This is a genomic window from Thioalkalivibrio sp. ALE14 (genome assembly GCF_000376845.1).
Lineage (GTDB): Bacteria > Pseudomonadota > Gammaproteobacteria > Ectothiorhodospirales > Ectothiorhodospiraceae > Thioalkalivibrio.
In genome coordinates this window covers 102,564-126,329 of sequence record NZ_AQXY01000024.1, presented here as the reverse complement: position 1 = coordinate 126,329, position 23,766 = coordinate 102,564, and the positions used below count along the sequence as shown (strand labels likewise).

General features: G+C 68.9%; 25 protein-coding genes. 5 read left to right on the top strand and 20 right to left on the bottom strand.

Annotated elements, in window-relative coordinates; all coding sequences use genetic code 11:
- From F572_RS0105030 to F572_RS0105010, 5 genes are read right to left on the bottom strand one after another with little or no spacing between them, the layout of a single operon-like run.
- A complete protein-coding gene (locus F572_RS0105030) occupies positions 1-651 on the bottom strand; it encodes a deoxynucleoside kinase (RefSeq protein WP_017940407.1) in 651 nt (216 codons plus the stop codon).
- On the bottom strand, positions 648-1,190 hold the full coding sequence (gene folK, locus F572_RS0105025; RefSeq protein ID WP_017940406.1) for a 2-amino-4-hydroxy-6-hydroxymethyldihydropteridine diphosphokinase: 543 nt from the start codon (positions 1,188-1,190) through the stop codon (positions 648-650). The genes F572_RS0105030 and folK overlap by 4 nt, the downstream gene beginning before the upstream one ends.
- Positions 1,187-2,620 (bottom strand): polynucleotide adenylyltransferase PcnB, encoded by a 1,434-nt coding sequence (pcnB, locus tag F572_RS0105020; RefSeq protein WP_026142861.1) that lies wholly within the window; start codon positions 2,618-2,620, stop codon positions 1,187-1,189. Before pcnB ends, folK begins: the two co-directional genes overlap by 4 nt.
- Positions 2,621-2,672: 52 nt before the next feature.
- Positions 2,673-3,140, bottom strand: a complete 468-nt coding sequence (locus F572_RS0105015) for an NUDIX hydrolase (RefSeq protein ID WP_017940404.1) — start codon at positions 3,138-3,140, stop codon at positions 2,673-2,675.
- Entirely contained in the window at positions 3,137-3,577 is a 441-nt protein-coding gene (locus tag F572_RS0105010; RefSeq protein ID WP_017940403.1) for an RNA-binding S4 domain-containing protein, read from the bottom strand. Before F572_RS0105010 ends, F572_RS0105015 begins: the two co-directional genes overlap by 4 nt.
- Positions 3,578-3,692: 115 nt before the next feature.
- On the opposite strand from F572_RS0105010, the gene F572_RS0105005 reads away from it, so the two are divergent.
- Positions 3,693-4,382, top strand: coding sequence for a glutathione S-transferase family protein (locus F572_RS0105005; protein ID WP_017940402.1), 690 nt, complete (start codon positions 3,693-3,695; stop codon positions 4,380-4,382).
- A 441-nt stretch (positions 4,383-4,823) separates the two neighbouring features.
- The gene (locus F572_RS15910; protein ID WP_081611945.1) at positions 4,824-5,009 is read left to right on the top strand and encodes a hypothetical protein; all 186 of its coding nucleotides are present in this window, start codon (positions 4,824-4,826) and stop codon (positions 5,007-5,009) included.
- A 353-nt stretch (positions 5,010-5,362) separates the two neighbouring features.
- Here the strand turns inward: F572_RS15910 and fur are convergent, their stop codons facing one another.
- The gene (gene fur, locus F572_RS0105000; RefSeq protein WP_017940353.1) at positions 5,363-5,788 is read right to left on the bottom strand and encodes a ferric iron uptake transcriptional regulator; all 426 of its coding nucleotides are present in this window, start codon (positions 5,786-5,788) and stop codon (positions 5,363-5,365) included.
- Between the two features lie 98 nt (positions 5,789-5,886).
- Here fur and F572_RS0104995 point away from each other — a divergent pair, with 98 nt between their 5' ends.
- Complete coding sequence (locus tag F572_RS0104995; protein WP_017940352.1) at positions 5,887-6,249, top strand: outer membrane protein assembly factor BamE; 363 nt, start codon at positions 5,887-5,889, stop codon at positions 6,247-6,249.
- A gap of 45 nt (positions 6,250-6,294) precedes the next feature.
- Here F572_RS0104995 and F572_RS0104990 read toward each other — a convergent pair whose 3' ends face one another.
- From F572_RS0104990 to F572_RS0104980, 3 genes are read right to left on the bottom strand one after another with little or no spacing between them, the layout of a single operon-like run.
- Positions 6,295-6,648 carry an RnfH family protein gene (locus F572_RS0104990; RefSeq protein ID WP_051045133.1) on the bottom strand — a complete coding sequence of 118 codons (354 nt, stop codon included), beginning with the start codon at positions 6,646-6,648 and terminating at the stop codon, positions 6,295-6,297.
- 28 nt (positions 6,649-6,676) lie between these two features.
- Positions 6,677-7,117 carry a type II toxin-antitoxin system RatA family toxin gene (locus F572_RS0104985; RefSeq protein WP_017940350.1) on the bottom strand — a complete coding sequence of 147 codons (441 nt, stop codon included), beginning with the start codon at positions 7,115-7,117 and terminating at the stop codon, positions 6,677-6,679.
- The gene (locus F572_RS0104980) at positions 7,117-8,475 is read right to left on the bottom strand and encodes a sodium-dependent transporter (protein WP_017940349.1); all 1,359 of its coding nucleotides are present in this window, start codon (positions 8,473-8,475) and stop codon (positions 7,117-7,119) included. Before F572_RS0104980 ends, F572_RS0104985 begins: the two co-directional genes overlap by 1 nt.
- A 197-nt stretch (positions 8,476-8,672) precedes the next feature.
- On the opposite strand from F572_RS0104980, the gene smpB reads away from it, so the two are divergent.
- Positions 8,673-9,152: an SsrA-binding protein SmpB gene (smpB, locus tag F572_RS0104975; protein WP_017940348.1), complete on the top strand. Its 480-nt coding sequence runs from the start codon at positions 8,673-8,675 to the stop codon at positions 9,150-9,152.
- Positions 9,153-10,119: 967 nt separating this feature from the next.
- On the opposite strand, the gene dnaQ is transcribed toward smpB, so the two are convergent.
- From dnaQ to F572_RS0104955, 3 genes are read right to left on the bottom strand one after another with little or no spacing between them, the layout of a single operon-like run.
- Entirely contained in the window at positions 10,120-10,830 is a 711-nt protein-coding gene (dnaQ, locus tag F572_RS0104965) for a DNA polymerase III subunit epsilon (RefSeq protein WP_017940581.1), read from the bottom strand.
- Between the two features lie 11 nt (positions 10,831-10,841).
- Complete coding sequence (gene rnhA / locus F572_RS0104960) at positions 10,842-11,303, bottom strand: ribonuclease HI (RefSeq protein WP_017940580.1); 462 nt, start codon at positions 11,301-11,303, stop codon at positions 10,842-10,844.
- Positions 11,296-12,057, bottom strand: coding sequence for a hypothetical protein (locus tag F572_RS0104955; protein ID WP_038034077.1), 762 nt, complete (start codon positions 12,055-12,057; stop codon positions 11,296-11,298). Before F572_RS0104955 ends, rnhA begins: the two co-directional genes overlap by 8 nt.
- Between F572_RS0104955 and F572_RS0104950 the strand changes: the two genes are divergently transcribed.
- Positions 12,056-13,636: a LysM peptidoglycan-binding domain-containing protein gene (locus F572_RS0104950; protein ID WP_026142878.1), complete on the top strand. Its 1,581-nt coding sequence runs from the start codon at positions 12,056-12,058 to the stop codon at positions 13,634-13,636. The genes F572_RS0104955 and F572_RS0104950 overlap by 2 nt on opposite strands.
- A gap of 97 nt (positions 13,637-13,733) precedes the next feature.
- Here the strand turns inward: F572_RS0104950 and F572_RS0104945 are convergent, their stop codons facing one another.
- The 8 genes from F572_RS0104945 to F572_RS0104910 form a co-directional block, all read right to left on the bottom strand.
- Positions 13,734-15,158, bottom strand: a complete 1,425-nt coding sequence (locus F572_RS0104945) for a rhodanese-like domain-containing protein (protein WP_017940577.1) — start codon at positions 15,156-15,158, stop codon at positions 13,734-13,736.
- A gap of 371 nt (positions 15,159-15,529) precedes the next feature.
- Positions 15,530-16,861, bottom strand: a complete 1,332-nt coding sequence (gene hflX, locus F572_RS0104940) for a ribosome rescue GTPase HflX (protein WP_017940576.1) — start codon at positions 16,859-16,861, stop codon at positions 15,530-15,532.
- 18 nt (positions 16,862-16,879) lie between these two features.
- Positions 16,880-17,134, bottom strand: a complete 255-nt coding sequence (gene hfq / locus F572_RS0104935) for an RNA chaperone Hfq (protein ID WP_018141991.1) — start codon at positions 17,132-17,134, stop codon at positions 16,880-16,882.
- Between the two features lie 127 nt (positions 17,135-17,261).
- Positions 17,262-18,230, bottom strand: coding sequence for a tRNA (adenosine(37)-N6)-dimethylallyltransferase MiaA (gene miaA / locus F572_RS0104930; RefSeq protein ID WP_017940574.1), 969 nt, complete (start codon positions 18,228-18,230; stop codon positions 17,262-17,264).
- Positions 18,230-20,113, bottom strand: a complete 1,884-nt coding sequence (mutL, locus tag F572_RS0104925; protein ID WP_017940573.1) for a DNA mismatch repair endonuclease MutL — start codon at positions 20,111-20,113, stop codon at positions 18,230-18,232. The genes miaA and mutL overlap by 1 nt, the downstream gene beginning before the upstream one ends.
- 167 nt (positions 20,114-20,280) lie before the next feature.
- Complete coding sequence (locus tag F572_RS0104920; RefSeq protein WP_051045136.1) at positions 20,281-21,585, bottom strand: N-acetylmuramoyl-L-alanine amidase; 1,305 nt, start codon at positions 21,583-21,585, stop codon at positions 20,281-20,283.
- Positions 21,586-21,774: 189 nt separating this feature from the next.
- Positions 21,775-22,254, bottom strand: coding sequence for a tRNA (adenosine(37)-N6)-threonylcarbamoyltransferase complex ATPase subunit type 1 TsaE (gene tsaE, locus F572_RS0104915; protein ID WP_017940571.1), 480 nt, complete (start codon positions 22,252-22,254; stop codon positions 21,775-21,777).
- Positions 22,251-23,735, bottom strand: coding sequence for a bifunctional ADP-dependent NAD(P)H-hydrate dehydratase/NAD(P)H-hydrate epimerase (locus F572_RS0104910; protein WP_017940570.1), 1,485 nt, complete (start codon positions 23,733-23,735; stop codon positions 22,251-22,253). Before F572_RS0104910 ends, tsaE begins: the two co-directional genes overlap by 4 nt.
- Positions 23,736-23,766 lie beyond the last annotated feature (31 nt).

Below are 23,766 nucleotides of genomic sequence, written 5' to 3'. Positions count from 1 at the left end.
CTAGAGCGAGATCGGCAACGGGTTGAAGTAGTGTCGCCCGCCCTGGATCGGTTCCAGAAACTGCACCAGCTGGTCAAAGTCGGCCGGGTTGTTCACCCAGTCGATCTCGGTGGCGTTCACAATCACGAGCGCCGGTCCTTCGAAATGATAGAAGAATTCCGCGTAGGCGGCGTTCAATCGTTCCAGGTAACCGGCCTCGATGTGACGTTCGTACGGTCGCGCCCGACGGCGGATGCGTTCCTGCAGCACATCCACGGGCGCCTGCAGGTAAACCACCAGGTCCGGGCGCGGCAGGCCCCCGCGCAGGTGCCGGAACATCTCGCGATAGATCTCCAGCTCGTCCGGGTGCAGGTTCAGCTCGGCGAACAGCGGATCCTTGTCCATCAGGTAGTCGGAGACATGGCGCTGCTCGAACAGCCCCTTCTGGGCCACCGGCGTCAGCTGGCGCACGCGCTGCACCAGAAAATGCAGCTGGGTCGCCAGGGCGTGCTTGTCCGGCTCCTGATAGAACCGGTCGAGGAACGGGTTCTCGTCCGGGGCCTCGAAGATGCCCTCGGCCTGCAGGTGCTCGGCCAGGCGTTTCGCCAGGCTGGACTTGCCGACCCCGATCGGTCCCTCTACCGCGATGAAATCGAAATCGGCAAGGCTCATCCGCGCCCCTCCGCCGCCGCGACGCTCGCCTCCGGTTCCGTGATCGGGGTCAGGCTCGCGCCGTCGAAGCGCTGCGCCAGCCGCTCCAGCGGACCCAGACCGGGGATCTGCAGCCCCGGGGCCAGCTCCAGCAGCGGCAGGATCACGAAGTCGCGTTCGGCGATGCCGGCGTGCGGCACCTTCAGCCCCGGCAGATCCAGCGACTGCTCGCCGAACAGCAACAGATCCAGATCCAGCAGGCGCGGCCCCCAGCGGGCACCGTCCCGCTCGCGCCCGCAGGCGCACTCGATCGCCTGCAGCCCCGCCAGCAGATCCAGCGGCTCCAGCCGGGTGTGCAATCGGGCCACCGCGTTCACGTAGTCGGGTTGATCCTGGGGGCCCATCGGCGGGTTACGGAACAGCCGCGAGCGGCCGGTCAGGCGCGTTTGCGGCAGCCCCTGTGCCAGGCGGACGAAGGACTCGCGCACCTGGGCCTCGGGATCGCCCAGATTGGCGCCGATCCCGATGAAGGCCTGCACGCCGTGGTCAGCCGCGCTCATTCGCCACCTCCGGAATCCGGGTTAGCGGCCGATCCGGTGTTCTCGCCACCCCCGCCCTTGCGCCCCCGGCGCCGACGCCGGCCACCGCGCCGGGACTTGCCCTTGGCGCCGGACTTGCCGTCGCCCTTGGGTCCCTTGCCCTGGGTACCCGCCATGGCCTTTTGCCCGTCCTCGTCCTGTTCCTGGATCTCGGTCCACCAGCGGCACAACTCGGGGTCGGCATCGCCGGCGCGGGCCCGCAGGCAGAGGAAATCATAGCCGGCGCGAAAACGCGGATGCGTCAGCAGACGCAGCGCACGCCCCCCACGATGGCGCTCCAGGCGCGCCTGCAACTCCCAGATCTCGCGCACGATCAGGCTGAAGCGCTTGGGGATGGATACCGTCTTCACCTGGCGATCCAGCACCTCGGCCATGGCCTGCTGCCAGGCGGGGATCTCCTGCTCGCCATCGTCGATGCGCTCGGCGGCGACCACTTGCACCGGGGCCCAGAGGACCGCGGCATAGAGAAAGGCCGGGTTCACCCCCAGCCCCTCGTTGATGCGCTTGTCGGTGTTCAGCAGTGACTCGACCAGGAACTGACGACGCTCGGCGCCAAGGTCCGGATCGGCAAAGCAGTCCGCCGCCTCGGGGAACATCGCCTCGAACAGGCCAAAGCGCTCGAGTTCATCCAGACAGGTCACCGCCGCGCCGCTGTGGAACAGCTTGATCACCTCGTCGAACAGCCGCGCGGGCGCCACCGTCTGCATCAGCGAGGCCAGATCGTGGATGCCGGCCTCGACCTCCGGCGCGATGGTCAGCCCCAGCTTGGCGGAGAAGCGCACCGCCCGCAGCATGCGCACCGGGTCCTCGCGCAACCGGGTATCGACATCGTCGCCGATCAGGCGCAACACGCCCGCGCGCAGGTCCTCGACCCCGCCGGTGTAATCCAGCACCGAGAAATCCTCGATGTCGTAGTACAGGGCGTTGACGCTGAAGTCGCGACGGATCGCGTCCTGCTCGATGGTGCCGTAGCGATTGTCGCGCAGGATACGGCCTTCTTCGCTGAGCGCGACCTGGCCTTCGTCCTCGGCCTCGTCGTCATGCGGCGCGCGGAAGGTCGCCACCTCGATCATCTCGCGCCCGAACAGCACATGCGCCAGGCGAAAGCGGCGCCCGATCAGGCGGCAGTTGCGGAACAGGCCACGCACCTGCTCGGGGGTGGCGTCCGTGGCGACATCGAAGTCCTTGGGTTCGCGCCCCAGCAGCAGGTCGCGCACGCCGCCGCCGACCAGGCAGGCCCGGTAGCCGGCTTCGCGCAGGCGATAAAGCACCTTCAGCGCGTTGTCGTCGATCGCCGCGCGCGAGATGCCATGCTCCGCGCGCTCGTACACACGGGGTTCCGGAACCTCGCGGTCGGGTCGGGTCGGGGTTGCGGAGTCAGCCTTTGTCACGCGATACCGTAGCGGTGGTCGAAAGCGCCGTATGGTAACAGCTTGGCCGCATTCATCCCGCTTTTCGTACCGGGCGCGGCGCGGCGGTTTCGCCGGTCAGGCGCCAGCGCCGGTAGTCGTCGAGGATGCGCCGGTGATCGAACACCAGGACAGGATCCGGATCCTCCGGGTCCAGCCAGGCGCAGTCGGTGGCATCGTCGGCGGCCTTCGCCTCGCCCCGGCCACGGGCGATATAGACCGCGCTGACGGTATGCCCGCGCGGATCGCGCTCCGGGTCGGAATAAACGCCCAGCAACACCTCCAGCTCGACCTCCAGCCCGGTCTCCTCGCGCGCCTCGCGCACCGCGGCATGCTCGGCGGACTCGCCAACGTCGACGAAGCCCCCGGGGAGCGCCCAGCCATGCGGGGGGTTGCGCCGCTCGATCACTAGCACCCGACCGGGCTGGGCCGGATGACGGATCACCAGATCCACCGCCACACGCGGGGTCACCGGAGGGCCACTGCCTTCGAGGGATGTCACTCGGATTCGCTCCTGTCGCTGTCATCCTGGCGAATAAAACGGCGAATCTTGCGCCGCTCGCGCTTGTCCGGCCGGCGGCTGGGCGCACTGTCCGCCACCGCGCGCTCGGCCCGGCGGCGCTCGCTTTCCGCCTCGCGCCGGGCCTGGCTCTCCGGGGTCTCCTCGTACAGAGCCTGCGCCTCGCGGGCCGGCCGGCGCTGCTCGTTCAGCCCCACCACGTCCAGCTCCCAGACCTGCGGACCCCGATGGATGGTCAGACGATCGCCGGGATGCACGCGCCGCGCCGGCTTGCAGCGCTCGCCGTTCACGTGGACCTTGCCGCCGCCAACCGCCTCGCTGGCCAGCCCGCGCGTCTTGTAAAAACGCGCGGCCCACAGCCACTTGTCGATCCGCAGCCCGGCGCTGGGCGCCTCGTGATGGCCGCTACCCCTGGCCAAGGCTTCCCCGGGCCTGCGCGAGGGGGGACAATGCGCAACCTTTCCAGGCCAAGCACCGACGTTCCGCGGTCATCCGGACCGTGACCTGCCCCGACCCAGGACGCCGAGGACCCTCATGAATCTGCCGCATCTGCACCTGATCAGTTTCGCCATCTGTCCGTTTGTCCAGCGTAGCGTGATCACGCTGAAATACAAGCAGGCCCCGTTCGAACTGAGCCTGATCGATCTGGCCAACCCGCCGGAGTGGTTCCGCGCGCGCTCGCCGCTCGGGAAGGTGCCGGTGCTGATCGTCGACGACGACACCGTGCTGTTCGAGTCGGCGGTGATCGACGAGTATATCGATGCCATCACCCCGCCCGCCCTGATGCCGGCGGACCCGCTGGAACAGGCCCGCACCCGGGCGTGGATCGAGTACCTCTCGGAACAGACCTTTGCCCAGTATCACTGGATGACGGCCGCCACCGAGGACGCCTTCGAGCTCGCGCGGCATACGGCCGCGCGCGGGCTGGAGCGCCTGGAACAGCAGATGACGCGGGATGATCGCCTGGCCACCTCGGATTTCTCGCTGATCGACGCGACCCTGGCACCGATCCTGATGCGCTATGCGCTGCTTGCGGACCCGGACAGCCCCTGGGAGGCGGAGGCGTTTCCACGGCTGGCGCAGCGCTGGGAACGGCTGCGCGAGGTGCCGGCCGTGCGGGACTCGGTCCCGGCCGACTTTGCGGCGCAGCTGGCCGACTATCTGCGCAAGCAGGAAGGCTACGCGCCGGCGCATTTCGCGGCGCAGCTCGACGCCTCCGCCTGACCCGGGCTTTTCCCGACCACCCACCCCTTGGGTTGCGCCCGGTTCGGCATCGGGTGTTTGCACTGCCTCCGGCCCGCTTCCTGCCTGGTGGTGGCTGGGCCTGGTTCGGCATCCGGTGTTTACGGTGGCTCCGGTCCACATACTGCCTTGCGCTGACTCGCCAGCGCGCCCCGAGTGACTTCTTTGCTCGTACAAAGAAGTCACCAAGAAACACGCCCGACTGCCGCGACCCCGGCCCGCTGCGCGGGCCGGGGTTTCCCTCGCTCCGAGGCTTTTCGCGGGCGGCGCTGAACTCGCTGCGCCTGCGGCTCCGCTCAGACATCCAGCGCCTCTAATCCCGCGAAAACCCTCTCCGCTCGGCGCGACGACAACGGGGGTTCAAGGTCAAGACAACAGCCGTCCCGACGGTCGTGCCAGTGGAGGGTGGCTAGGTCTTCGGACATGTTGGGCACGCTCGGCCTTCGGCCGTTGCGTGCCGCGCCCGCGGCGCGGGCGCCGGGGGCTTTCGGACGGCGTTGCCTATGGTTAGGCGCAAACGTGGGGACACGTTCGGTTTTGACCTTCCCCTCCCGTATGGAGCCCCTCGCGGAGGGCGTGGTGGGCCGGAAGAAGGCGCTGGATGTCTGAGCGGAGCCGAAGGCGCAGCGAGTTCAGCGCCGCCGGCCCAGCGCGTCCGGAGCGAGGTTCCCGGGCGGAATCCGGGTGCCCTTCTTTGGGTCCTTTCTTGGGCAAGCAAGAAAGGACCTCGCGGCGCGCTGGCGAGTCAGCGCCGGGCAGTGTGCGGACCGAAGGCACGTAAACACCGGATGCAGAACCAGGACCAGCCACCACAGGGCAGGCGGCCGGACGAAGGCACCTTAAACTCCGGAGGCCGAACCAGGGCCAGCCACAAAAAGGCAAGCAGCCGAATCGGAAGCTACTGCACACCCGCGGCGGAACCGGTGCCAGCCGGTCCGCGGTGAGTAAAACCCCGATAGCGGTCAGGCCGGGCGGTGGGGACAGGCGTGGTCGTTACAGTCGCCGTACAGGACCAGGGCATGATCCTTGATGGAAAAACCGTGGTGCTGGGCCACCTCGCGCTGGCGCCGCTCGATCGTCTCGTCGAAAAACTCCTCGACCCGCCCGCACTGGTTGCAGACGATATGGTCATGGTGGCCACCACGCTCCAGCTCGAACACCGCCTGATTGCCCTCCAGGTGCAGACGACAGACCAGCCCGGCCGCCTCGAACTGGGTCAGCACGCGATACACCGTGGCCAGGCCGATCTCCTCGCCGGATTCGAGCAGCTCCCGATAGATCGCCTCGGCCGTCAGATGCCGGGTCTCCGAGGTCTCGAGGATCTCGAGGATCTTCATCCGCGGCAGCGTGACCTTGAGTCCCGCCTTCTTGAGATTACTGGTTTCCATTGCCTGTTTTCCCGGTCCGATCCGCTTGAGAGCGGCGGGACGCTTTGGTGTACCATGCGCGTTCACGGCCCACCAGACGCCGAGGACCGCCCGCTCAGATGATCAAGATTCTCATTTCTATCGCCGTGGCCGCAAGCCTGCTGAGCGCCTGCGGCGGCCTCAACCAGTTCCGTCTGGATGTACAACAGGGCAACGTGATCGACCCCGTCCAGGTGGCGCAAATCCAGCCCGGCATGACGCCGCAGCAGGTCCGCTTCCTGATGGGGTCGCCCCAGCTGGAGCCCGCCTTCCGCGCCGATGAGCGCTGGGACTACGTCTACTACCGCCGCCCGGGCTTCGGGGCGACCGAGCGCCAGCGGGTCACAGTGCATTTTGCGAACGGCGTGGTCAGCCACGTGGATGCCGACATCCCGCAGCCGGTCGCGCTGGACGAGCACCCGGTGGACATGGACAACGACTGACGCTCGCCCGCATCCCCGAAGTGCCGCGGGCTCACAGGGCTCTCGCTATTCCTCCGCGTTCTCCGGCCCTGCGTCCTTCTTCGATTCGCCCCCGGCTTCCGCATCGCCCTTGCCCGGCTTCTTCTTGCGCCCCTTTCCGGCGCGCTGGCGGCGCACCTCCTTCGGGTCCGCGATCAGCGGACGGTAGATCTCGATGCGGTCACGCGGCCGCAGCACGGTGTCGCGCCGGGTGATCTTGCCGAAGATCCCGACCTTCACATTCTCCAGATCAATCTCCGGAAACTGCAGCTCGATCTCGGACTGACGCAGCGCGGTATCCACAGTGGTGCCCTCGGGCACCACCAGCGGCAGGATCACCTGGCGGTCGGGCCGCGCATAGGCCACCTCCACGCGGATCATGCCGTCCGCGGCGGCCGGGGCCACGGGACTATCCGGCACCGTGGACCTCGCGCGCGCGCTGGACAAAGGCATCGACCAGCGAATTGGCAATCTGGTTGAACACCGGCCCGATCGCGAAGGCCATGATGCGGTTGGCGAACTCGAATTCCAGCTCCAGGGCGATACGGGTCTTGCCGCCCTCCACCTGGCTGAAGGTCCAGGTCCCGTGCAGTCGCCGGAATGGTCCGGAGACCAGGCGCATGTCGATGCTCTCCGGGCGTTTCAGGGTATTGCGGGTAGTAAACGACTTGTGCAACGCGCCCTTGGCCAGTTCGATCGTGCCTTCCACCTCGTGCTCGCCGCGCGGGCGCGCCGACGCACTGCGACAACCCGGCAGGAATTCCGGATAGGCATCGACGTCGTTCACGAGATTGAACATCTGCTCCTGGGTGTAGGGCACATCCGCGTAGCGGCGAATCTTCGAGGCCATCAAATCAACTCCACCGCACGCAGGAAGACAAACAGGATCGCGACCGGAGCAACGAAGCGCACCAGGAAGTACCAGACCTGATACAGCGCCGGGTGCTTCATACGCAGCTCGGACTGCACCGAGCGCTCGGTCATCCGCCAGCCCACGAAGATCGCGATCAGGAAGCCGCCCAGCGGCAGCAGGATGTTGGCCGTCACGTAGTCCAGCAGGTCCAGGATGCCCATGTCGAACAGGGTGTAGTCGGACCAGACGTTCAGCGACAGCAGCGCGCCAATCCCCAGGAACCAGGCCCCGATGGCGATCATCGCGGTCGCCATCACCCGGGTCAGACCCATGTTCTCGACCAGGAAGGCGACCGCCGGCTCGATGATGGAGATCGCCGAGGTCCAGGCCGCAAACACCAGCAGCACGAAGAACATGGTGCCGAAGTACAGGCCACCCGGCATGTCGGCGAACGCCAGCGGCAGAGTCACGAAGATCAGCCCCGGCCCCTGCTCCGCCGACAGTCCGGCCCCGAGCACGATGGGGAAGATCGCCAGCCCGGCCATGATCGCCACCAGGGTATCCGCCCCGACCACCGCCGCCGAGGTGCGCGCGATGGACGCCTCACTCTGCAGGTAGCTGCCGTAGATCATGATCGCGCCCATCCCGAGACTGAGCGTGAAGAAGGCCTGGCCCATCGCCAGCAGCACCGCGTTCGCCGACAGCGCGGAGAAATCGGGATACAGCAGGAACTGCAGACCGGCGAAGAACTGCCCCTCGACCATTGCATAGCCGACCATCACCACCAGCATCACGAACAGCAGTGGCATCAGGATCGTCACCGCCTTCTCCAGGCCCGACTGCACCCCGCGCGCGACCACCATCGCCGTCATCACCATGAAGATGGTGTGCCAGGCCAGCAGCGCCTCCGGGTCCGCCAGCATGTTGCCGAACATCGATTCGGAACCGTCCGCGTCCAGCCCGAGGAAGCCGCCCGTGCCCGATTTGAAGACGTACGACAGCGACCAGCCGGCCACCACGCTGTAGAAGGACAGGATCAGGAACCCGGCGAGGACCCCGATCCAGCCGATCATCCCCCAGGCGCGCGTGAGCCCCTCCTCGCGCGCCAGGGCGGACATCGTGTTGATCGGGCTCTGGCGCCCGCGCCGCCCCAGCAGGATCTCCGCCATCATCACCGGCAGGCCGATCAGCAGGATGCAGCCCAGATACACCAGCACGAAGGCCCCGCCGCCGTTCTCGCCGGCGATATAGGGGAAGCGCCAGATATTGCCGAGGCCGACGGCCGAACCGGTGGCCGCCAGGATGAAGGCCAGGCGGGTCGTCCATTGCCCGTGGATCGAGGTCGTGGCAGGCATCAGTGGCTCCTTTGTGAGCGGAGACGGAACGCGCGTGCGCGGCCATCGCGCCCGGCATCACCCGGGCCGGGTCGCAGCAACACGCCGCCGAGTCCGCCGGAATTGTGGGGCAGCGGGTCCTCAGGCTCAACTTTCACCACGGGCGAAAGCCCATCCGCACTGCTTCGACGGGCCGGCTGCAGTACACTGCGCGGGTTATGGGAAAGAAGAAGAAACAAGGCGGCGACAACTCCAGCACCATCGCGCTCAACCGCAAGGCGCGCCACGATTTCTTTATCGAGGACCGTCTGGAGGCGGGGCTGGAACTGGAAGGCTGGGAGGTCAAGTCCATGCGTGCCGGGCGCGCGCAGCTGAGCGAGGCCTACGTCCTGCTGCGCAACGGCGAGGCCTTCCTGTTCGGCGCGCACATCACCCCACTGCCGACCGCCTCCACCCATATCAACCCGGACCCGAGCCGCACCCGCAAGCTGCTGCTCCATCGCTCCGAGATCAACCGCCTGGTCGGCGCGGTGGAACGCAAGGGCTACACCCTCGTTCCGCTGGCCCTGTACTGGAAGCGCGGACGCGCCAAGCTCGAGATCGGGCTAGCCAAGGGCAAGAAGGAATACGACAAGCGCGCCGACAAGAAGGACAAGGACTGGGAACGCGAGCGGGCGCGGATCATGAAGCACAACTAACGCCGCAGCGCCCCGCCCACCATCCCCATTCCGGCTTGCGCCGGACGTCTCTGCCTCGTCTCTCGTCGTTTACGGTGGCCTCGTCCGGCCACCTGCCTGGTGGTGGCTGGCCCTGGTTCGGCATCCGGTGTTTACGTGCCTTCGGTCCGGCGCCTGCCATGTGGTGGCTGGTCCTGGTTCGCCGCTCGGTGTTTACGGTGGCTTCGGTCCACATACTGCCTGGCGCTGACTCGCCAGCGCGCCGCGAGGTACTTCTTTGCTCGTGCAAAGAAGTACCCAAGAAACACGCCCGACTGCCGCGACCCCGGCCCGCTGTGCGGGCCGGGGTTTCCCTCGCTCCGAGGCTTTTCGCGGGCGGCGCTGAACTCGCTGCGCCTACGGCTCCGCTCAGACATCCAGCGCCTTTTTCCCCGCGAAAACCCTCTCCGCTCGGCGCGACGACAACGGGGGGATCAAGGTCAAGACAACGACCATCCCGACGTTTTTGCCAGTGGAGGATGGCTAGGTCTTCGGACATCTGGGCACGCTCGGCCTTGGGCCGTTGCGTGCCGCGCCCGCAGCGCGGGCGCCGGGGGCTTTCGGACAGCCATACGCAAGCTTAGGCAGGGATGTTGGGATGCCTCCTGTTTTGACCTTCCTCCCCCGTATGGAGCCCCTCGCGGAGGGCGTGATGGGCCGGGAGAAGGCGCTGGATGTCTGAGCGAAGCCGAAGGCGTAGCGAGTTCAGCGCCGCCGGCCCAGCGCGTCCGGAGCGAGGTTCCCGGGCGGAATCCGGGTGCCCTTCTTTGGGCACTTTCTTGGGCAAGCAAGAAAGTGCCTCGGGGCGCGCTGGCGAGTCAGCGCCGGGCAGGCGGCGGACCGAAGGCACCGTAAACACCAGGCGATGAACCAGGGCCAGCCAAAGCAAGGCAGACGGCCGGACGAAGGCACTTGAGCGCCGAAGCGACGCCGGCGCCGGAAGACGACCTCAGGCGCTGGTGCGCCAGCGGCAGGCGCCGCCGGCTGCGTCGTCGAGGGTCTGCAGGAGCGCCTCGTGCGCCGCCTGCTCCTCTGGCGTCGGCTCGATCACCGGAAGCGGCTTGCCCGAACGCCGCGCCTGGACGGGCCCGGCCGCGGCGTCGCCGTCACCCACGGCATCCAGCGTCAGCGCCACCTGCCCGCCGGTCATCGCCAGGTAGACATCCGCCAGCAACTCGGCGTCGAGGAGGGCCCCGTGCAGGGTACGACCGGAGCCGTCCACCTCGTAGCGCTTGCACAGCGCATCCAGCGAGTTGCGCGCCCCGGGGTGCATGCGTCGCGCCATCACCAGCGAATCCAGCACGGCGCAGACCTCGGCGACCTCGGTCGCCGGGGCCGCATCACCCAGCAGGCGCAGCTCATGGTTGATGAAGCCGACATCGAACGGCGCGTTGTGGATGATCAGCTCCGCACCCCGGATGAAATCGACGAACTCACCGGCCACGTCGGCAAAGCGCCGCTTGTCGGCGAGAAATTCGTTGGTGATCCCGTGCACCTCGATCGCACCGGCGTCGATCTCGCGATCCGGCTGCAAGTATTCGTGCAGCTTGCGCCCGGTGGGCCGGCGGTTGTCCAGCTCCAGGCAGCCGATCTCGATGATTCGATGGCCGTCGGCGGGCTCCAGGCCCGTGGTCTCGGTATCCAGGACAATCTGGCGCATCGCGTTGCCTCTCAGTTCTCGATCGGTTCGCCGGCCAGCAGGGCGTCGATGCCCGCATTGGCCAGCTCGTCGGCGCGTTCGTTTTCCGGATGGCCGCTGTGGCCGCGCACCCAGTACCACTCGATATCGTGGCGCTGGGCCTGCGCATCCAGGGCTTCCCACAGGTCGCGGTTCTTGACCGGGGAACCGCTGGCGGACTTCCAGTTGCGCCGCTTCCAGCCTGGCATCCACTCGGTCACGCCCTGCTTGACGTACTTGGAGTCGGTGACCAGTTCCACCTTGCAGGAACGCTTCAGGGTCTCCAGCGCGCGGATGGCGGCGGTCAGTTCCATGCGGTTGTTGGTGGTCTCGGCCTCGGCGCCGTAGAGCTCGCGCTCGCGCCCGCCGAAGCGCAGGATCGCGCCCCAGCCGCCGGGTCCGGGATTGCCACGGCAGGCCCCGTCGGTATAGATGTACACACGTTCGTCAGCCATGCGTTCGGCGGGCTCCGGAATGATCGGTGCGCGAGGATACCAGCCCCGGGCGCATCGCGGGATTGGGCATCGAAAAGCGGAACCGCTGTGCCGGGCGCAGCGGCATATCCACCCGTTTGTGCGCCACAGTCAGGATCATGCTGGCCAGCGGCGGCAGGCCGCGCAGGGTCCAGGCATCCATGGTCGCCAGACGCTTTTGCCAGGCGGCCGGCAAACCCGGCGGGAGCAGGCTGAGGCTCCACTGATCGAGGACCTCCAGATCCGCGGCCTCCAGCAGTTCGCGGTACTGGCGCCGGCGCAGGCCCTCGGGGAGCGGCGAGGGCCGCACGCCGTTGCGCCCGGCGTGCTGCAGGCGATTGCCCTCCAGCAGGAACACGCGCCCCTCGGGCTCCAGCACCCGGGCCGCCTCGGCCACCACCGCGTCCAGCCGGGCGCTCTGGGCACCGGGGTGAGCGAGCACGATGCGCCGGGCGCATTCGGATTCCAGCGGCCAGGACGCCGGATCCATGCGCAGGACCGGATGCGGGGAAGCAATGCGAATCAGGGGTGCCTGGAGGGCGTCGCTCTCCTCCAGGATCGGAACCGGGGCCAGCTCCACTGCCAGGTCCCCGGGGCCCGGGTCGCCGTAGCGTCGAATGCGTTCCAGAAAGCGCTCGCGGACCCGGCGGCCCTGCGGCTGGGCGTACCAGTGCGCCAACCAGTTCAGGAACGGGTCTTGGTGATCCCCCATCTCTGGTTTATCCTCCAGCGCCATGAAACCACGCCTCCACTCGCGGCTGACCACCGCCATGACCCTGGGCCTGACGGCGATCTTCGCCTCTGCCTGTAGCCTACACGACTCCGGGCGCACGCTGGATACCTCGGCGGCGGATCAGCCCATCGTGGAACCGCGCACCACCGAGGACGTGCAGGCCGCGATGGAACGCCAGCAGCGCGACGCCGCGCAACGTGCCGCCGAGACCGACGACCTGTGGGAACGTGCGCGCCTGGGCTTCGGCTTCAACGATGCGCTGGACCACGAACGCGTGGAGCGCTACATCCAGCACTACCGCGACCACCCGCGCATTATCGAACACAGCACTCGGCGGGCGGAGCCCTTCGCCTACTTCATCCTGTCGGAGATCGAGGCGCGCGACATGCCTGCCGAGCTCCTGCTGTTACCGATCGTCGAGAGCGGCTTCGTCGCTCAGGCGACCTCGCGCAGCCGCGCGGCCGGGATCTGGCAGTTCATGCCGGCCACCGGCGACTACTTCGACCTCGCGCGCGACCACTGGTACGACGGGCGCCGCGATGTCTACAAGTCCACGCTGGCCGCGCTGGACTACCTCCAGGCCCTGCACCGCCGGTTCGACGACTGGTACCTGGCGCTGGCCGCCTACAACTACGGCCAGGGCAACATCCAGCGCGCGATCGACCGCAACGCCGCACGCGGCGAGCCCACCGACTACTGGAGCCTGGACCTGCCCGCCGAGCCCACCGCCTACATCCCGCGGCTGCTGGCCCTGCGCCACCTGTTCCTGGACCCGGACAGCCACGACATCGCCATCACGCCCATTGCCAACGAGCCGGCCCTGGAGATGATCGAACCCGGTCGCCAGGCGGACTTCTCGCTGATCGCGGAACTCGCCGACCTGGACACCGAGACCCTGAAGCAGCTCAACCCGGGCTATCACCGGCACGCCACCCACCCCGGCGGCGCGCAGCACCTGTTCGTCCCGCGCGAGGCCCTTCCGGTCCTCGAGACGGCGCTGGAGACACGCGATGACGAACCCCTGATCCGCTTCCGGGAGTACACCGTGCGGGCCGGCGACAACCTGGGCCGGATTGCCGAACGCACCGGCACCCGGGTGGCGGTGCTGCGCGACATGAACAACCTGAACGGCGACCTGATCCGCGCCGGGCAGACGCTGCGCCTGCCAGCCGGCGCCTCCAGCGAGGACACCCCCGTACAAGTCGCCGGCGACAACGGCCAGCCCGCCGAGGATTACGAAGTCCAGCCGGGTGACAGCCTGTGGCACATCAGCCAGCGCACCGGCATGTCCATCGGGGCCCTGCGCTCCGCCAACGACCTGGAGCCGGATGCCATCCTGCGACCCGGCGATACCCTGAAGGTGGTCCGCGCCGATCCCGATCGCGGCCCGGATGGCCAGCGCATCGAGTACGAGGTCCGTCCCGGCGACTCCCTGTCGACCATCGCGCGCCGCCACCAGGTCAGCATCGGCGACCTGCGCCGCTGGAACGGGCTGAACGGCGACGGCATCCGCGCCGGCGAGACCCTGACGCTGTACCTGGCCAGCGCCGAACGGGAGACGATCGCCCACGGCGACGCCTGACGCACGGCCCGCCTTCTCACGAAAAAGGCCCCGGTTCCACCCGGGGCCTTTTTCGTGAGAAGGCGGGCGGCTCATGCCACCCGCCCGTCGGCGCGGATCAGGCGGCGCGCCGACCCCCCTCGCCCGTGTCGATCACACGGTTCCAGGCCTGCATGCCGCCCACCACGTTGTACACCTCGTGGTAGCCCAGGCGCTGGAGGATGGATCCCGCTACGGTGGAGCGGTAGCCACTCCCGCAGACCACGGCGACCGGTTCGGCCTTGTCGATCCCGGGGATACCCGTGCGGGTGTCGGCCACCGGCCGGCGGACCGCGGCCTCGGCATGGCCGGCCTCGAACTCGGAGAAGGCCCGCACATCCACCAGACGCAGCCGCCCGTCCGCGACCGCGGTCTGCGCCGCCGGGGCATCCAGCTGCGCCAGAGTGGCCAGCGGCAGGCCGGCACCGGCATAGGCAGCCATGCCGCCGCGGACATACCCCTCGATATAGTCACGACCCGTGCGTACCAGGTGGCGGACCGCCTGCTCGATCACCGCCGGGTCGCCGCTGCGATCGACCAGGATGATCGGGGTGTCATCCGGCGTCACCCAGCCGGCCCAGGTGGCGAAGCCACCGTCGATACCGATCCCCAGCGACCCGGGGATATGGCCGCCGCCGAAGGCCAGCGGGTCGCGCAGGTCGATCACCGTGACCTCGCCGGCCGCCGCCCGCCGGGAAACCTCGGCCGGATCCATAGCCGTCATGCCGGGCAGTGGAATCACCGCCTTTGGCCCCTCGGAATTGATCCGCTTGTTACGCGGATAGAAGTCGGGGATCGGCGGCAGTCCGTGCAGCAACTGGTGCACGAAGGCATCCTCGTCCAGCGACGGGTCGAGGTACGGGTTGGTCCGGCGCTCGTAGCCGAGCGTGGAGACTGGCCGGCCGGCCATGCCGGCGCCACAGGCCGAGCCGGCCCCGTGACCCGGATGCACCTCGACCCCGTCGGGCAGGTCCGCCAACTTCTCGCGCACGCTGTGGAACATCTGCCGCGCCAGGGCCTGCTTGGCCTCCTCGCCGAGCAGGTCGGGACGGCCCAGCGAGCCCACGAACAGGAAATCCCCGGTGATGATCGCGATCGGATCCTCGCCGGAACGGGCCCCGTCATACACCACGAACATCAGGTGTTCCGGGGTATGCCCCGGTACGTGGCGTGTCTCGATGCGCACGTTGCCCAGCTGGACCCGGTCCCCCTCGAACAGATCCTCGTGCGGGAACTGCACCTGGAAATGCTCGCCGGCATCGTGCCCGGACAGCAGCAACCGGGCGCCGGTCTTGTCCGCGAGTTCGCGGGCACCGGAGGCGAAATCGGCGTGGATGTGGGTATCCATCACGCGGGTGATGCGATAGCCGTTGCGCTCGGCGTAATCCAGATACACATCGACGTCGCGCTGCGGATCGATCACGGCGATCTCGCCGCTGCCCTGGCAGCCGACCACGAAGGAATGCTGGGACAGGCCGGGATCGACAAAACGCTCAAATATCATGCGGACCTCCTCGCGTTGGCTTTTGCATGAATGTCTGACTGATTTGGTCAGGTATTAGCGCAAAAGTTCCTGGCCACGCGAGTCTGCGCAACGGGTGCCTCGTCCACCCGCCGGCCGAATCCACCACGAAGCCACGAAATAGGGCAAGGTCAAAGGCGCTTCACAGGAAGACAGGAAGGTCCGAAGGAATCAATGCAGCCCAAAAAACACTGAGGGCGGACCGTAGCCAGGGAGGGTCCAGCCAATCCCATCAACAGCCTTCTAACCTTCCACCCTTCCTGTCGATTGCTTTTGCCCTTGGTTTTTTCGTGTCTTGGTGGTGACTCTTGTCGGACGGCAGGAGACGATCGGCGCGGAGGGCCGCGACTCGGTTACGCGGGTGTATCGGACTCCCAGGGTTCCAGGCGGGTCGTCTCCGGGTCCAGGCCCGCGGCGCGGAAGAGCTGCTCGAAGCGGCGTTGCGGCAGGTGCAGGCGGAGCTGGATCGATCCGTCCGGCGTGGTCTGTTCGGCCTCCACGGCCTTTTCCTCGTAGAGCTGGGCTCGCAGCCGACCGGCCGCGGCCGGCAACTCGAACCAGCCCTGGATCATGGACTCGGTGAAGGTCTCGGCCAGGCGCTGTTCCAGGCGTGCCACGCCCTCGCCGGTACGGGCCGACAGCCAGAAGGCGTCATCCGCCAGGCCGAAGCGCTCGTCCGGATCCTCGGCCGGGTTCTCCAGCTGGTCGATCTTGTTGTAGACCCGCCAGCAGGGCACGTCCTCGGCGCCGATCTCCTCGAGCACCTCCTCGACCTGGCGGATGCGCGCATCGCGCTCCGGGTCGGCGGCGTCGATCACGTGCAGCAGCAGGGCCGCCTCGCGGGTCTCGGTCAGGGTCGCCTTGAATGCGGCCACCAGCTCGTGCGGCAGGTCGCGCACGAAGCCCACGGTATCGGCCAGGATCAGCGACTGGTGCGGGGCCAGGTCCAGGCGCCGCAGGGTCGGGTCCAGGGTCGCGAACAGCTGATCCGCCTGATAGACATCGGAATGGGTCAGACGATTGAACAGGGTGGACTTGCCGGCGTTGGTGTAGCCCACCAGCGAGACCGTGGGGATCTCGTTGCGCAGGCGCGCCTGGCGGCCCTGTTCGCGGGTGCGCTCGACCTTCTCGAGGCGCCGCTCGATATGCTTGATGCGACCGGCCAGCAGGCGGCGGTCGGTCTCCAGCTGGGTCTCCCCCGGGCCACGCAGGCCGATCCCGCCCTTTTGCCGCTCCAGGTGAGTCCAGCCGCGCACCAGGCGCGTGGACATGTGGCGCAGCTGCGCCAGCTCCACCTGGAGCTTGCCCTCGTGGGAACGGGCGCGCTGGGCGAAGATGTCGAGAATCAGCCCCGAGCGGTCCAGCACCCGGCACTTCAGGTGAGCCTCGAGGTTGCGTTCCTGGCTGGGCGACAGGGCGTGGTTGAAGATCACCACGTCGGCGCCGGCCGCCTCCACTGCCTCGCGGATCTCGTCGGCCTTGCCAGCCCCGACAAACAGTTTCGGGTGCGGCCGATCGCGGGAACCCCGCACCACCGCCTGGATCTCGGCCCCGGCGGAACGCACGAGCTCGTCGAACTCCTGGACCTGGGCCTCGATGTCGGGGTTGTCCCCGATGTTCAGCGCGACCAGGACGGCCGCGTTGCCAACGGCGGCCTCGCCGCCGCTCTCCGGACGCTCAAACAAGCCGGGGACCCGTCGTCATCAGGACTCGGCCTCCGCGGAGGCGGCCGCCTCGCCCTCGAGATTCATGTTCACCTGCCGGGCCGGGACGATCGTGGAGATGGCGTGCTTGTACACCATCTGCGAGACCGTACTGCGCAGCAACACCACGAACTGGTCGAAGGATTCGATCTGCCCCTGCAGCTTGATCCCGTTCACCAGGTAGATGGAGACCGGGATCCGGTCCCGGCGCAGCGCATTCAGGAAGGGTTCCTGCAACATTTGCCCTTTGGCCATCGGTGCGTTCCTTGATCGTTATTATTGGTTCGCGAGCCGCGCGAACGACTCTTTGCCGGCCCGCCGGTCGGCTTACCTGAAGCGTAGCATACCGGCTGCGGGCCGCCGTTCAACGCCCGGTCCGGCGTTATCCGGACGTCACCGCCGTGGCCGGCGCAGTACGAGCCGCGTCGATCGCCTCCAGGGCCTGCGACAGATCCGCGTGCTCCGCGTTCAGCCGCGCATGCAGCGGGAAGCGCCGCAAGCCGGTGAGCTGGCGCTTGGCCAGTTGCCGGGTCGCGGCGATGGCGCGTTCGCGAAAGGTCGCAAAGTCGTACTCCCCCGCCAGCCACTGCCAGCCCTGGCGATAGCCCACGGCCCGCTGCGACGGGTGCTCTGCGGTCAGTCCGGGCCGCCGGGTCAGGGCCATCAGTTCGTCGACGAATCCCGCCTCCAGCATCGCGTCGAAGCGCTGGGCGATCCGCGCCCGCAGGCGCTCCCGGTCCTCCGGCCACAGCGCCAGCGAAACCCAGCCGGACGGGACCTGCGCCGCCGCCCCCTGCTGGAAGCTCGACAGCGCACGCCCGGTCGCCGCGTAGACCTCCAGCGCGCGCAGGATGCGTTGCGGATCGTTCGGGTGGATGCGTGCGGCCGCGGCCGGGTCCACATGGGCCAGTTCGGCATGCAGGGCCGCGGCGCCCTCGTGCGCCAGGCGGGCACGCACGGACGCGCGCACCGTGTCCGGCACCGGCGGGATCGGGTCGAAGCCGTCCAGCAACGCGCGCAGGTAGAGCAGCGTCCCGCCCGCCAGCAGGGCGATCCGGCCGCGCGCATGGATCGCGTCGATTGCGGCGCGGGCATCGCGCGCAAAGTCGGAAGCACTGTAGGTGTCCTCCGGGTCGCGGATGTCCAGCAGGTGATGCGGGACCCGGGCCCGCTCGGCCGCGTCCGGCTTGGCGGTGCCGATATCCATGCCGCGGTAGACCAGCGCGGAATCCACACTGACGATCTCCGCGTCCAGGGCCTCGGCCAGCGACAGCGACAGCGCGGTCTTGCCACTCGCGGTGGGGCCGGCCAGCAGCACGACCGGCGGCCGGTCCCCATCCAGTCCGGCCATCAGCGCCCTCGCAGGAACAACCGGTCCAGCGCCGAGTGGTCCAGCTCCACCCAGGTCGGGCGGCCATGGTTGCACTGGCCGGAGCGCTCGGTGGCCTCCATGTCGCGCAGCAGCTGGTTCATCTCGGGCAGGGTCAGGCGCCGGCCCGAGCGCACGGAACCGTGGCAGGCGATGGTGCCCAACACCGCGTTCATCGCGCCCTCGGCCCGATGGCTGTAGCCGACGGCGGCCAGATCGGCCAGCACGTCGCGCACCAGCTGGGCGGTGTCCTGCCCGCGCAGCAGGGCGGGTGCCGCACGCAGGGTCAGGGCCTCCGGGCCGGCCCGGTCCAGTTCGAAGCCCAGCCCGGCCAGGACCTCGGCGCGTTCCTCGGCCAGTTGCGCCTCGGCCGGGGTGACCTCCAGGGTCTCCGGCACCAGCAGCGGCTGCGAGGTGACCCGCGCTCCCTCCCACTCGCGTTTGAGACGCTCGTAGGTGATGCGTTCGTGGGCGGCGTGCATGTCCACCACGATCAGGCCACGGGCGTTCTCGGCCAGGATAAAGGTCTCGGCCACCTGTCCCAGCGCGAACCCGAGCGGTGGCATGGAGTCCGCATCCGGATCCGTCGCGGATGCCGTCGTCGCGGCGACCGCCGGCTGATCGTAGGCGGCCGGTCGGGCCTCGGCCACCGCCGACGCCCCGCGGAATTCGGCCCAGGCGGCACCAAAGCCCGGGTCACGCCCGGCCGGCTCCGGTCGTGGTTCGCGGTGCGGCGCGTACCCGCCGCCGGCGCCGGGCACGCCGAGCCCGGAAAGCGGGCGATCGGCCTGTGGCGGGCGGGGCATCGCGTCGCCCGCGAAGGCTGGCGCGTCCCGCGGCTCGGGCACCGCGGCGGCATGCCCGGCGTCACCCGGGCGCAGGGCCGCCAGCGCCTTGTGCAGGCTATGGAAGATGAAGTCGTGAACCATGCGCGACTCGCGAAAGCGCACCTCCTGCTTGGTGGGATGCGCGTTCACGTCCACCTGGGTCGGGTCCAGTTCCAGGTCCAGCACGAACATCGGGTGGCGCCCGTGATAGAGCACATCCTGGTAGGCCTTGCGCACGGCCGCGGCCAGCACGCGATCGCGGATCGCGCGGCCGTTGACGAAGAAGAACTGCTGGTCGGGCTGGGCCCGGGACTGGGTCGGCGAACCGAGCCAGCCGGACAGCGCCAGCCCGGCGCGCTGCTCGTCCACCGGCGTCGCATGTTCGAGAAAGGCATCGCCCAGCAGGGCGCGCACCCGTTCGGCGGGCTCTTCGGTGGCCGGCAGGTCCAGGGTCACGCGATCATTGTGGCGCAGACTGAAGGCCACCTCGGGGCAGGCGACCGCCTGGGTCCGGATCACGTTCTCGCAGTGGTTGTATTCGGTGCGCTCGGTGCGCACGAACTTGCGCCGCGCGGGGACGTTGAAGAACAGATCGCGCACCTCGACCGTCGTGCCCACCGGGTGCGACGCCGGGGCGGCCTCGCGGAAGACATCGGAGCCGTCCCCGGTCAGGCGCCAGCCGTTGCGCTCGCCGTCGACCATGGAGGTCATCGAGAGCCGCGAGACGGAGGCGATGGACGGCAGGGCCTCGCCACGAAAGCCCAGGGTGTGCAGGGCCTCGAGGTCGTCCATGGAGGCGATCTTGCTGGTGGCGTGGCGCGACAGGGCGAGCGGCATCTCGTCGCGATAGATCCCGCTGCCGTTGTCGCTGATCTGGATCAGCCGCACCCCGCCCTGCTCCAGGCGCACGTCGACCCGCGTGGCACCGGCATCCAGGGCGTTCTCCAGCAGTTCCTTGACCACCGAGGCCGGGCGCTCGATCACCTCGCCGGCGGCGATCTGATTAATCAGTTGTTCGGAGAGCTTTGCGATCGCCACGGGCGACACCTGGGGACACGAAACCGGGTGCCTAGCGTAACCGGGGCGGCGCCGGAGTGCCTAGCCACTCATCAGGGCATCGCCACAAGACGTGACGGGGTGCCCGGGACGGCCGAGAGACAAAACGGGTGCAAGTACCAGCGCTGCTGCTTCGCTCGCTCAGGAACTCACGAGTCGCGCGGGATCTGCAGGATCTGGCCGGCGTAGATGCGGTCGTCGCGCACGTTGTTGGCCGAGCGCAGGTCCGCCAGCGACAGGCTGTAGCGGTCGGCAATGCCCGAGAGCGTCTCGCCCGGGCGGATGATGTGCTGGTCCGGCTGCCCATCGGCGATCAGGGTGCCGGGACGGGCATGGGTCGAGAAGTACGACCGCAACCCGGTCAGCAGGGCATCCGCCAGCGAGTTCTGGAAACTGGCAGTGCGCAGCTTGCGCTCCTCGGAGGGGTTGGAGATGAACGCGGCCTCGACCAGGATCGACGGCACATCCGGCGAACGCAGCACCGCGAAGTTGGCCCGCTCCACCTGCGGCTTGCGCACCTTGCCCACCCGGTGCAGCTCCGAGATCATCCGCTCGGCCAGGGTGTTGCTCGCCTCCAGGCTGCCGCTCTGGGCCAGATCCAGCAGTACATTGGCCAGGGAATCGTCCTTGCCGTTGATAGGCACTCCGCCCAGACTCAGGTCCGCCTGGTTCTCGCGCTGGGCGAGGAAACGCGCCGCCTCGCTGGAGGCCCCGCGCTCGGACAGCATGTACACCGACGACCCCTGCACGCTGCGGTTGGCGATCGCATCGGCATGGATGGACACGAAGACGTCGGCATCCGCCTTGCGCGCGCGCTCGATGCGCTCGCGCAGGGGCAGGAAGTAATCGCCACTGCGGATCATCACCGCCTGCATGCCGCGCTCGTTGTTCACGCGTTCCGCCAGGCGCTTCGAGATCTGCAGCACCACGTCCTTCTCGCGGGTGCCGGCCGGACCGATCGCACCCGGATCGTGCCCGCCGTGGCCGGCATCGATCGCCACCACCACGTCGCGCAGGTTCTCCTGCGAGCGCCCGCGCCGGGATCCGTTGTTCTCCGCCGCGCGCGGGGCCGCGGGCGCCTCGCCGGCCGTCAGGTCCAGCACCAGGCGGTGCGGGGCGCCCTGCGCCGGCATCAGCACAAAGCTGCGCGGCTCCACCGCCTGGCGCAGGTCAAAGACCACGCGCAGGTCCGAGCCGTTACGGGCGGCATGGCGCACCGCCTTGATCGCCGAGCGCGGGTGATCGCTAACCGAAAGGTCTTCCAGGGCTCGTGCGTTCTCCAGATCCACCACCAGGCGTTCCGGGGACTGCAGGCGGAACATGGAGTAGTCGGCCTCGCCGTCCATGTCGAAGACCAGGCGCGTGGTGTCGCCGTCTACCGACATGCGCACCCGCTGGACAGCGGTCCGGGCCAGGGCCGGCAACGGCAACCCGACCAGCCCCAGGGCAGTCATGGCGCGCAGCAGCTGGCGGCGGCGCAGATCCGGCGATGTTGGTTGGCCCACGGCGATTCCCTTTGTAATCAGGGGTTCTGACTACATTGTGGACGCTTTTTCTGGAAAAGCAATAGCGGTTTTCGTTCTTTATGAGCGAGATATCGCGCATTGTGCGCGTGACAGACCAACTCCCGGGGCCGCAGCCGGCTATTGTTCGAGTCCCTCGCGGTCACGCAAGACCTGACGATAGGCCGCCGCCAGCGGCCCCTCCAGCCGGAGTTCGCGTCCGTCTTCACCATCCGCCCGGTGCGCCAGGCGCACGACCAGATCCGGTGCCGGGAGCCAGCCGGCGCCGCGTTCCGGCCATTCGACCAGCCACAGCGCATTGCCCCCGAAGGCCTCGCGCACCCCGAGATATTCGAGCTCCTCCGGATCGCCCAGGCGGTAGAGGTCGAAGTGCAGGACCTCACGATCCGCCAGCGCGTAGGGCTCCACCAGGGTATAGGTCGGGCTGCGCACCGCCCCCTCGTGTCCGAGGCGGTGCAGCAGGCCGCGAACCCAGGTGGTCTTGCCCGCACCGAGGTCGCCCTCGAGAAACACGATATGAGGTGTACCCAGCGCCGCCAGGGCCGCTCCGGCCGCCTCGGTTCTTTCCTGGTTCGCGAGTACCAGCGCCGCCTCCGTCATGCATCACCCCCGGCCGCGGCCGGCAGGGCATCGGCCAGGTCGCCGGCCAGCATCCCGCGCGCCCCGCCCAGGCGATCACGCGCCACGCAGGCCGCGGCGCAGTGCCAGGCGGCCCCGGCCTCGGCGGCCGTACGCGCATCCGCGCCCTGCCCCCGCAGCGCCGCAATAATGCCGGTCAGCACATCACCACTGCCGGCGGTGGCCATGCCGGGGTGACCGCCGGTCACGCAGGTCAGCAATCCCGCCTCCGGCCCGGCAACCAGGGTCCCGGCCCCCTTCAGCAGCACCACCCCGCCGAGGCGGCCGGCCAGGTCGCGCACCTGCCCGGGGCGGTCGGCCTCGATGGCCCCCGCGTCCGTGCCCTGCAGCCGGGCGGCCTCGCCGGGATGCGGCGTCAGGATCCAGCCCTCGCCCCGACGCGGGGCCTCGGCGAGGAGATTCAGGGCATCGGCATCCACAACCCGCGCCAATTCGGCGTCGGCCACGGCCAGCCACATCCCGCGCCCCCACGCGTCCTGCCCCAGCCCCGGTCCCACCACGACGACATCGACCCACCGCATCAGCGCCTGCAATTCGCCGGTATCCCGGATGCCCTGCACCATCAGCTCGGGACGTTCCAGATTGGCCCAGGCGGCATGATCGGGGTGGGTGGCCAGGGTCACGCGACCGGCCCCGGCCCGCAGGGCCGCCGTGGCCGCCAGTCGCGCCGCGCCGGAGTAGCCCGGTGCACCACCCACAACCAGCACGTGCCCGCAATCACCCTTGTGCACCCCTGGCCTGCGCGCGGGCAGGTACTCGCGCCAGTTCGCCGGCCCAAGGTGGCGCGCGACGGGCGCGATGCCCTCGGCCACCGTGCCGGGCAGATCCAGCCGGGCCACCTCGACCTCCCCGGCACAGTCCACGGCGGCGCCGGTGTGCAGCCCCAGCTTGTCCGCGATCATGGTCAGGGTGCGCTCGGCGCGCACGGCCTGCCCGAGCACCCGCCCGGTGTCGATGTCCACGCCCGACGGGACGTCGGCCGCCAGCACCGGAGCGCCACTCGCGTTCAGCTGTTCGATCAGCGCGCCATAGGCATCGGTCAGCGGCCGCTCCAGACCGATGCCGAACAGGCAGTCCACCCACAGGTCCGCGGCGGCCGGATCGAAGTCCTCCAGGGCGTGGACCTCGCCACCGCCCTCCCGCCAGCGGGCATGGGCACGGCGGCCGTCGGACTCCGGGCGCGCCCGCGAGGGCCCGCCGTGGACCCGGACCTCCAGCCCTGCCTCGGCCGCCAGCCGCGCGAGCACGTAGCCATCCCCGCCGTTGTTGCCGGGTCCGCAGAGGATGCCGATGCGCCGGGCCTGCGGCCACTCGCGGCGCACCACCGCCAGCAGGGCCTGCCCGGCCCGCTCCATCAGCTCGCCCGGCGCCATCCCGGGCAGGGCCAGGCCGGCGGCATCCAGGGCGCGCATGCCCGCATTGTCGAACAGTGCGCTGGTCAATCCTTGTGGGTCGGGTTCATGATTCACGCCA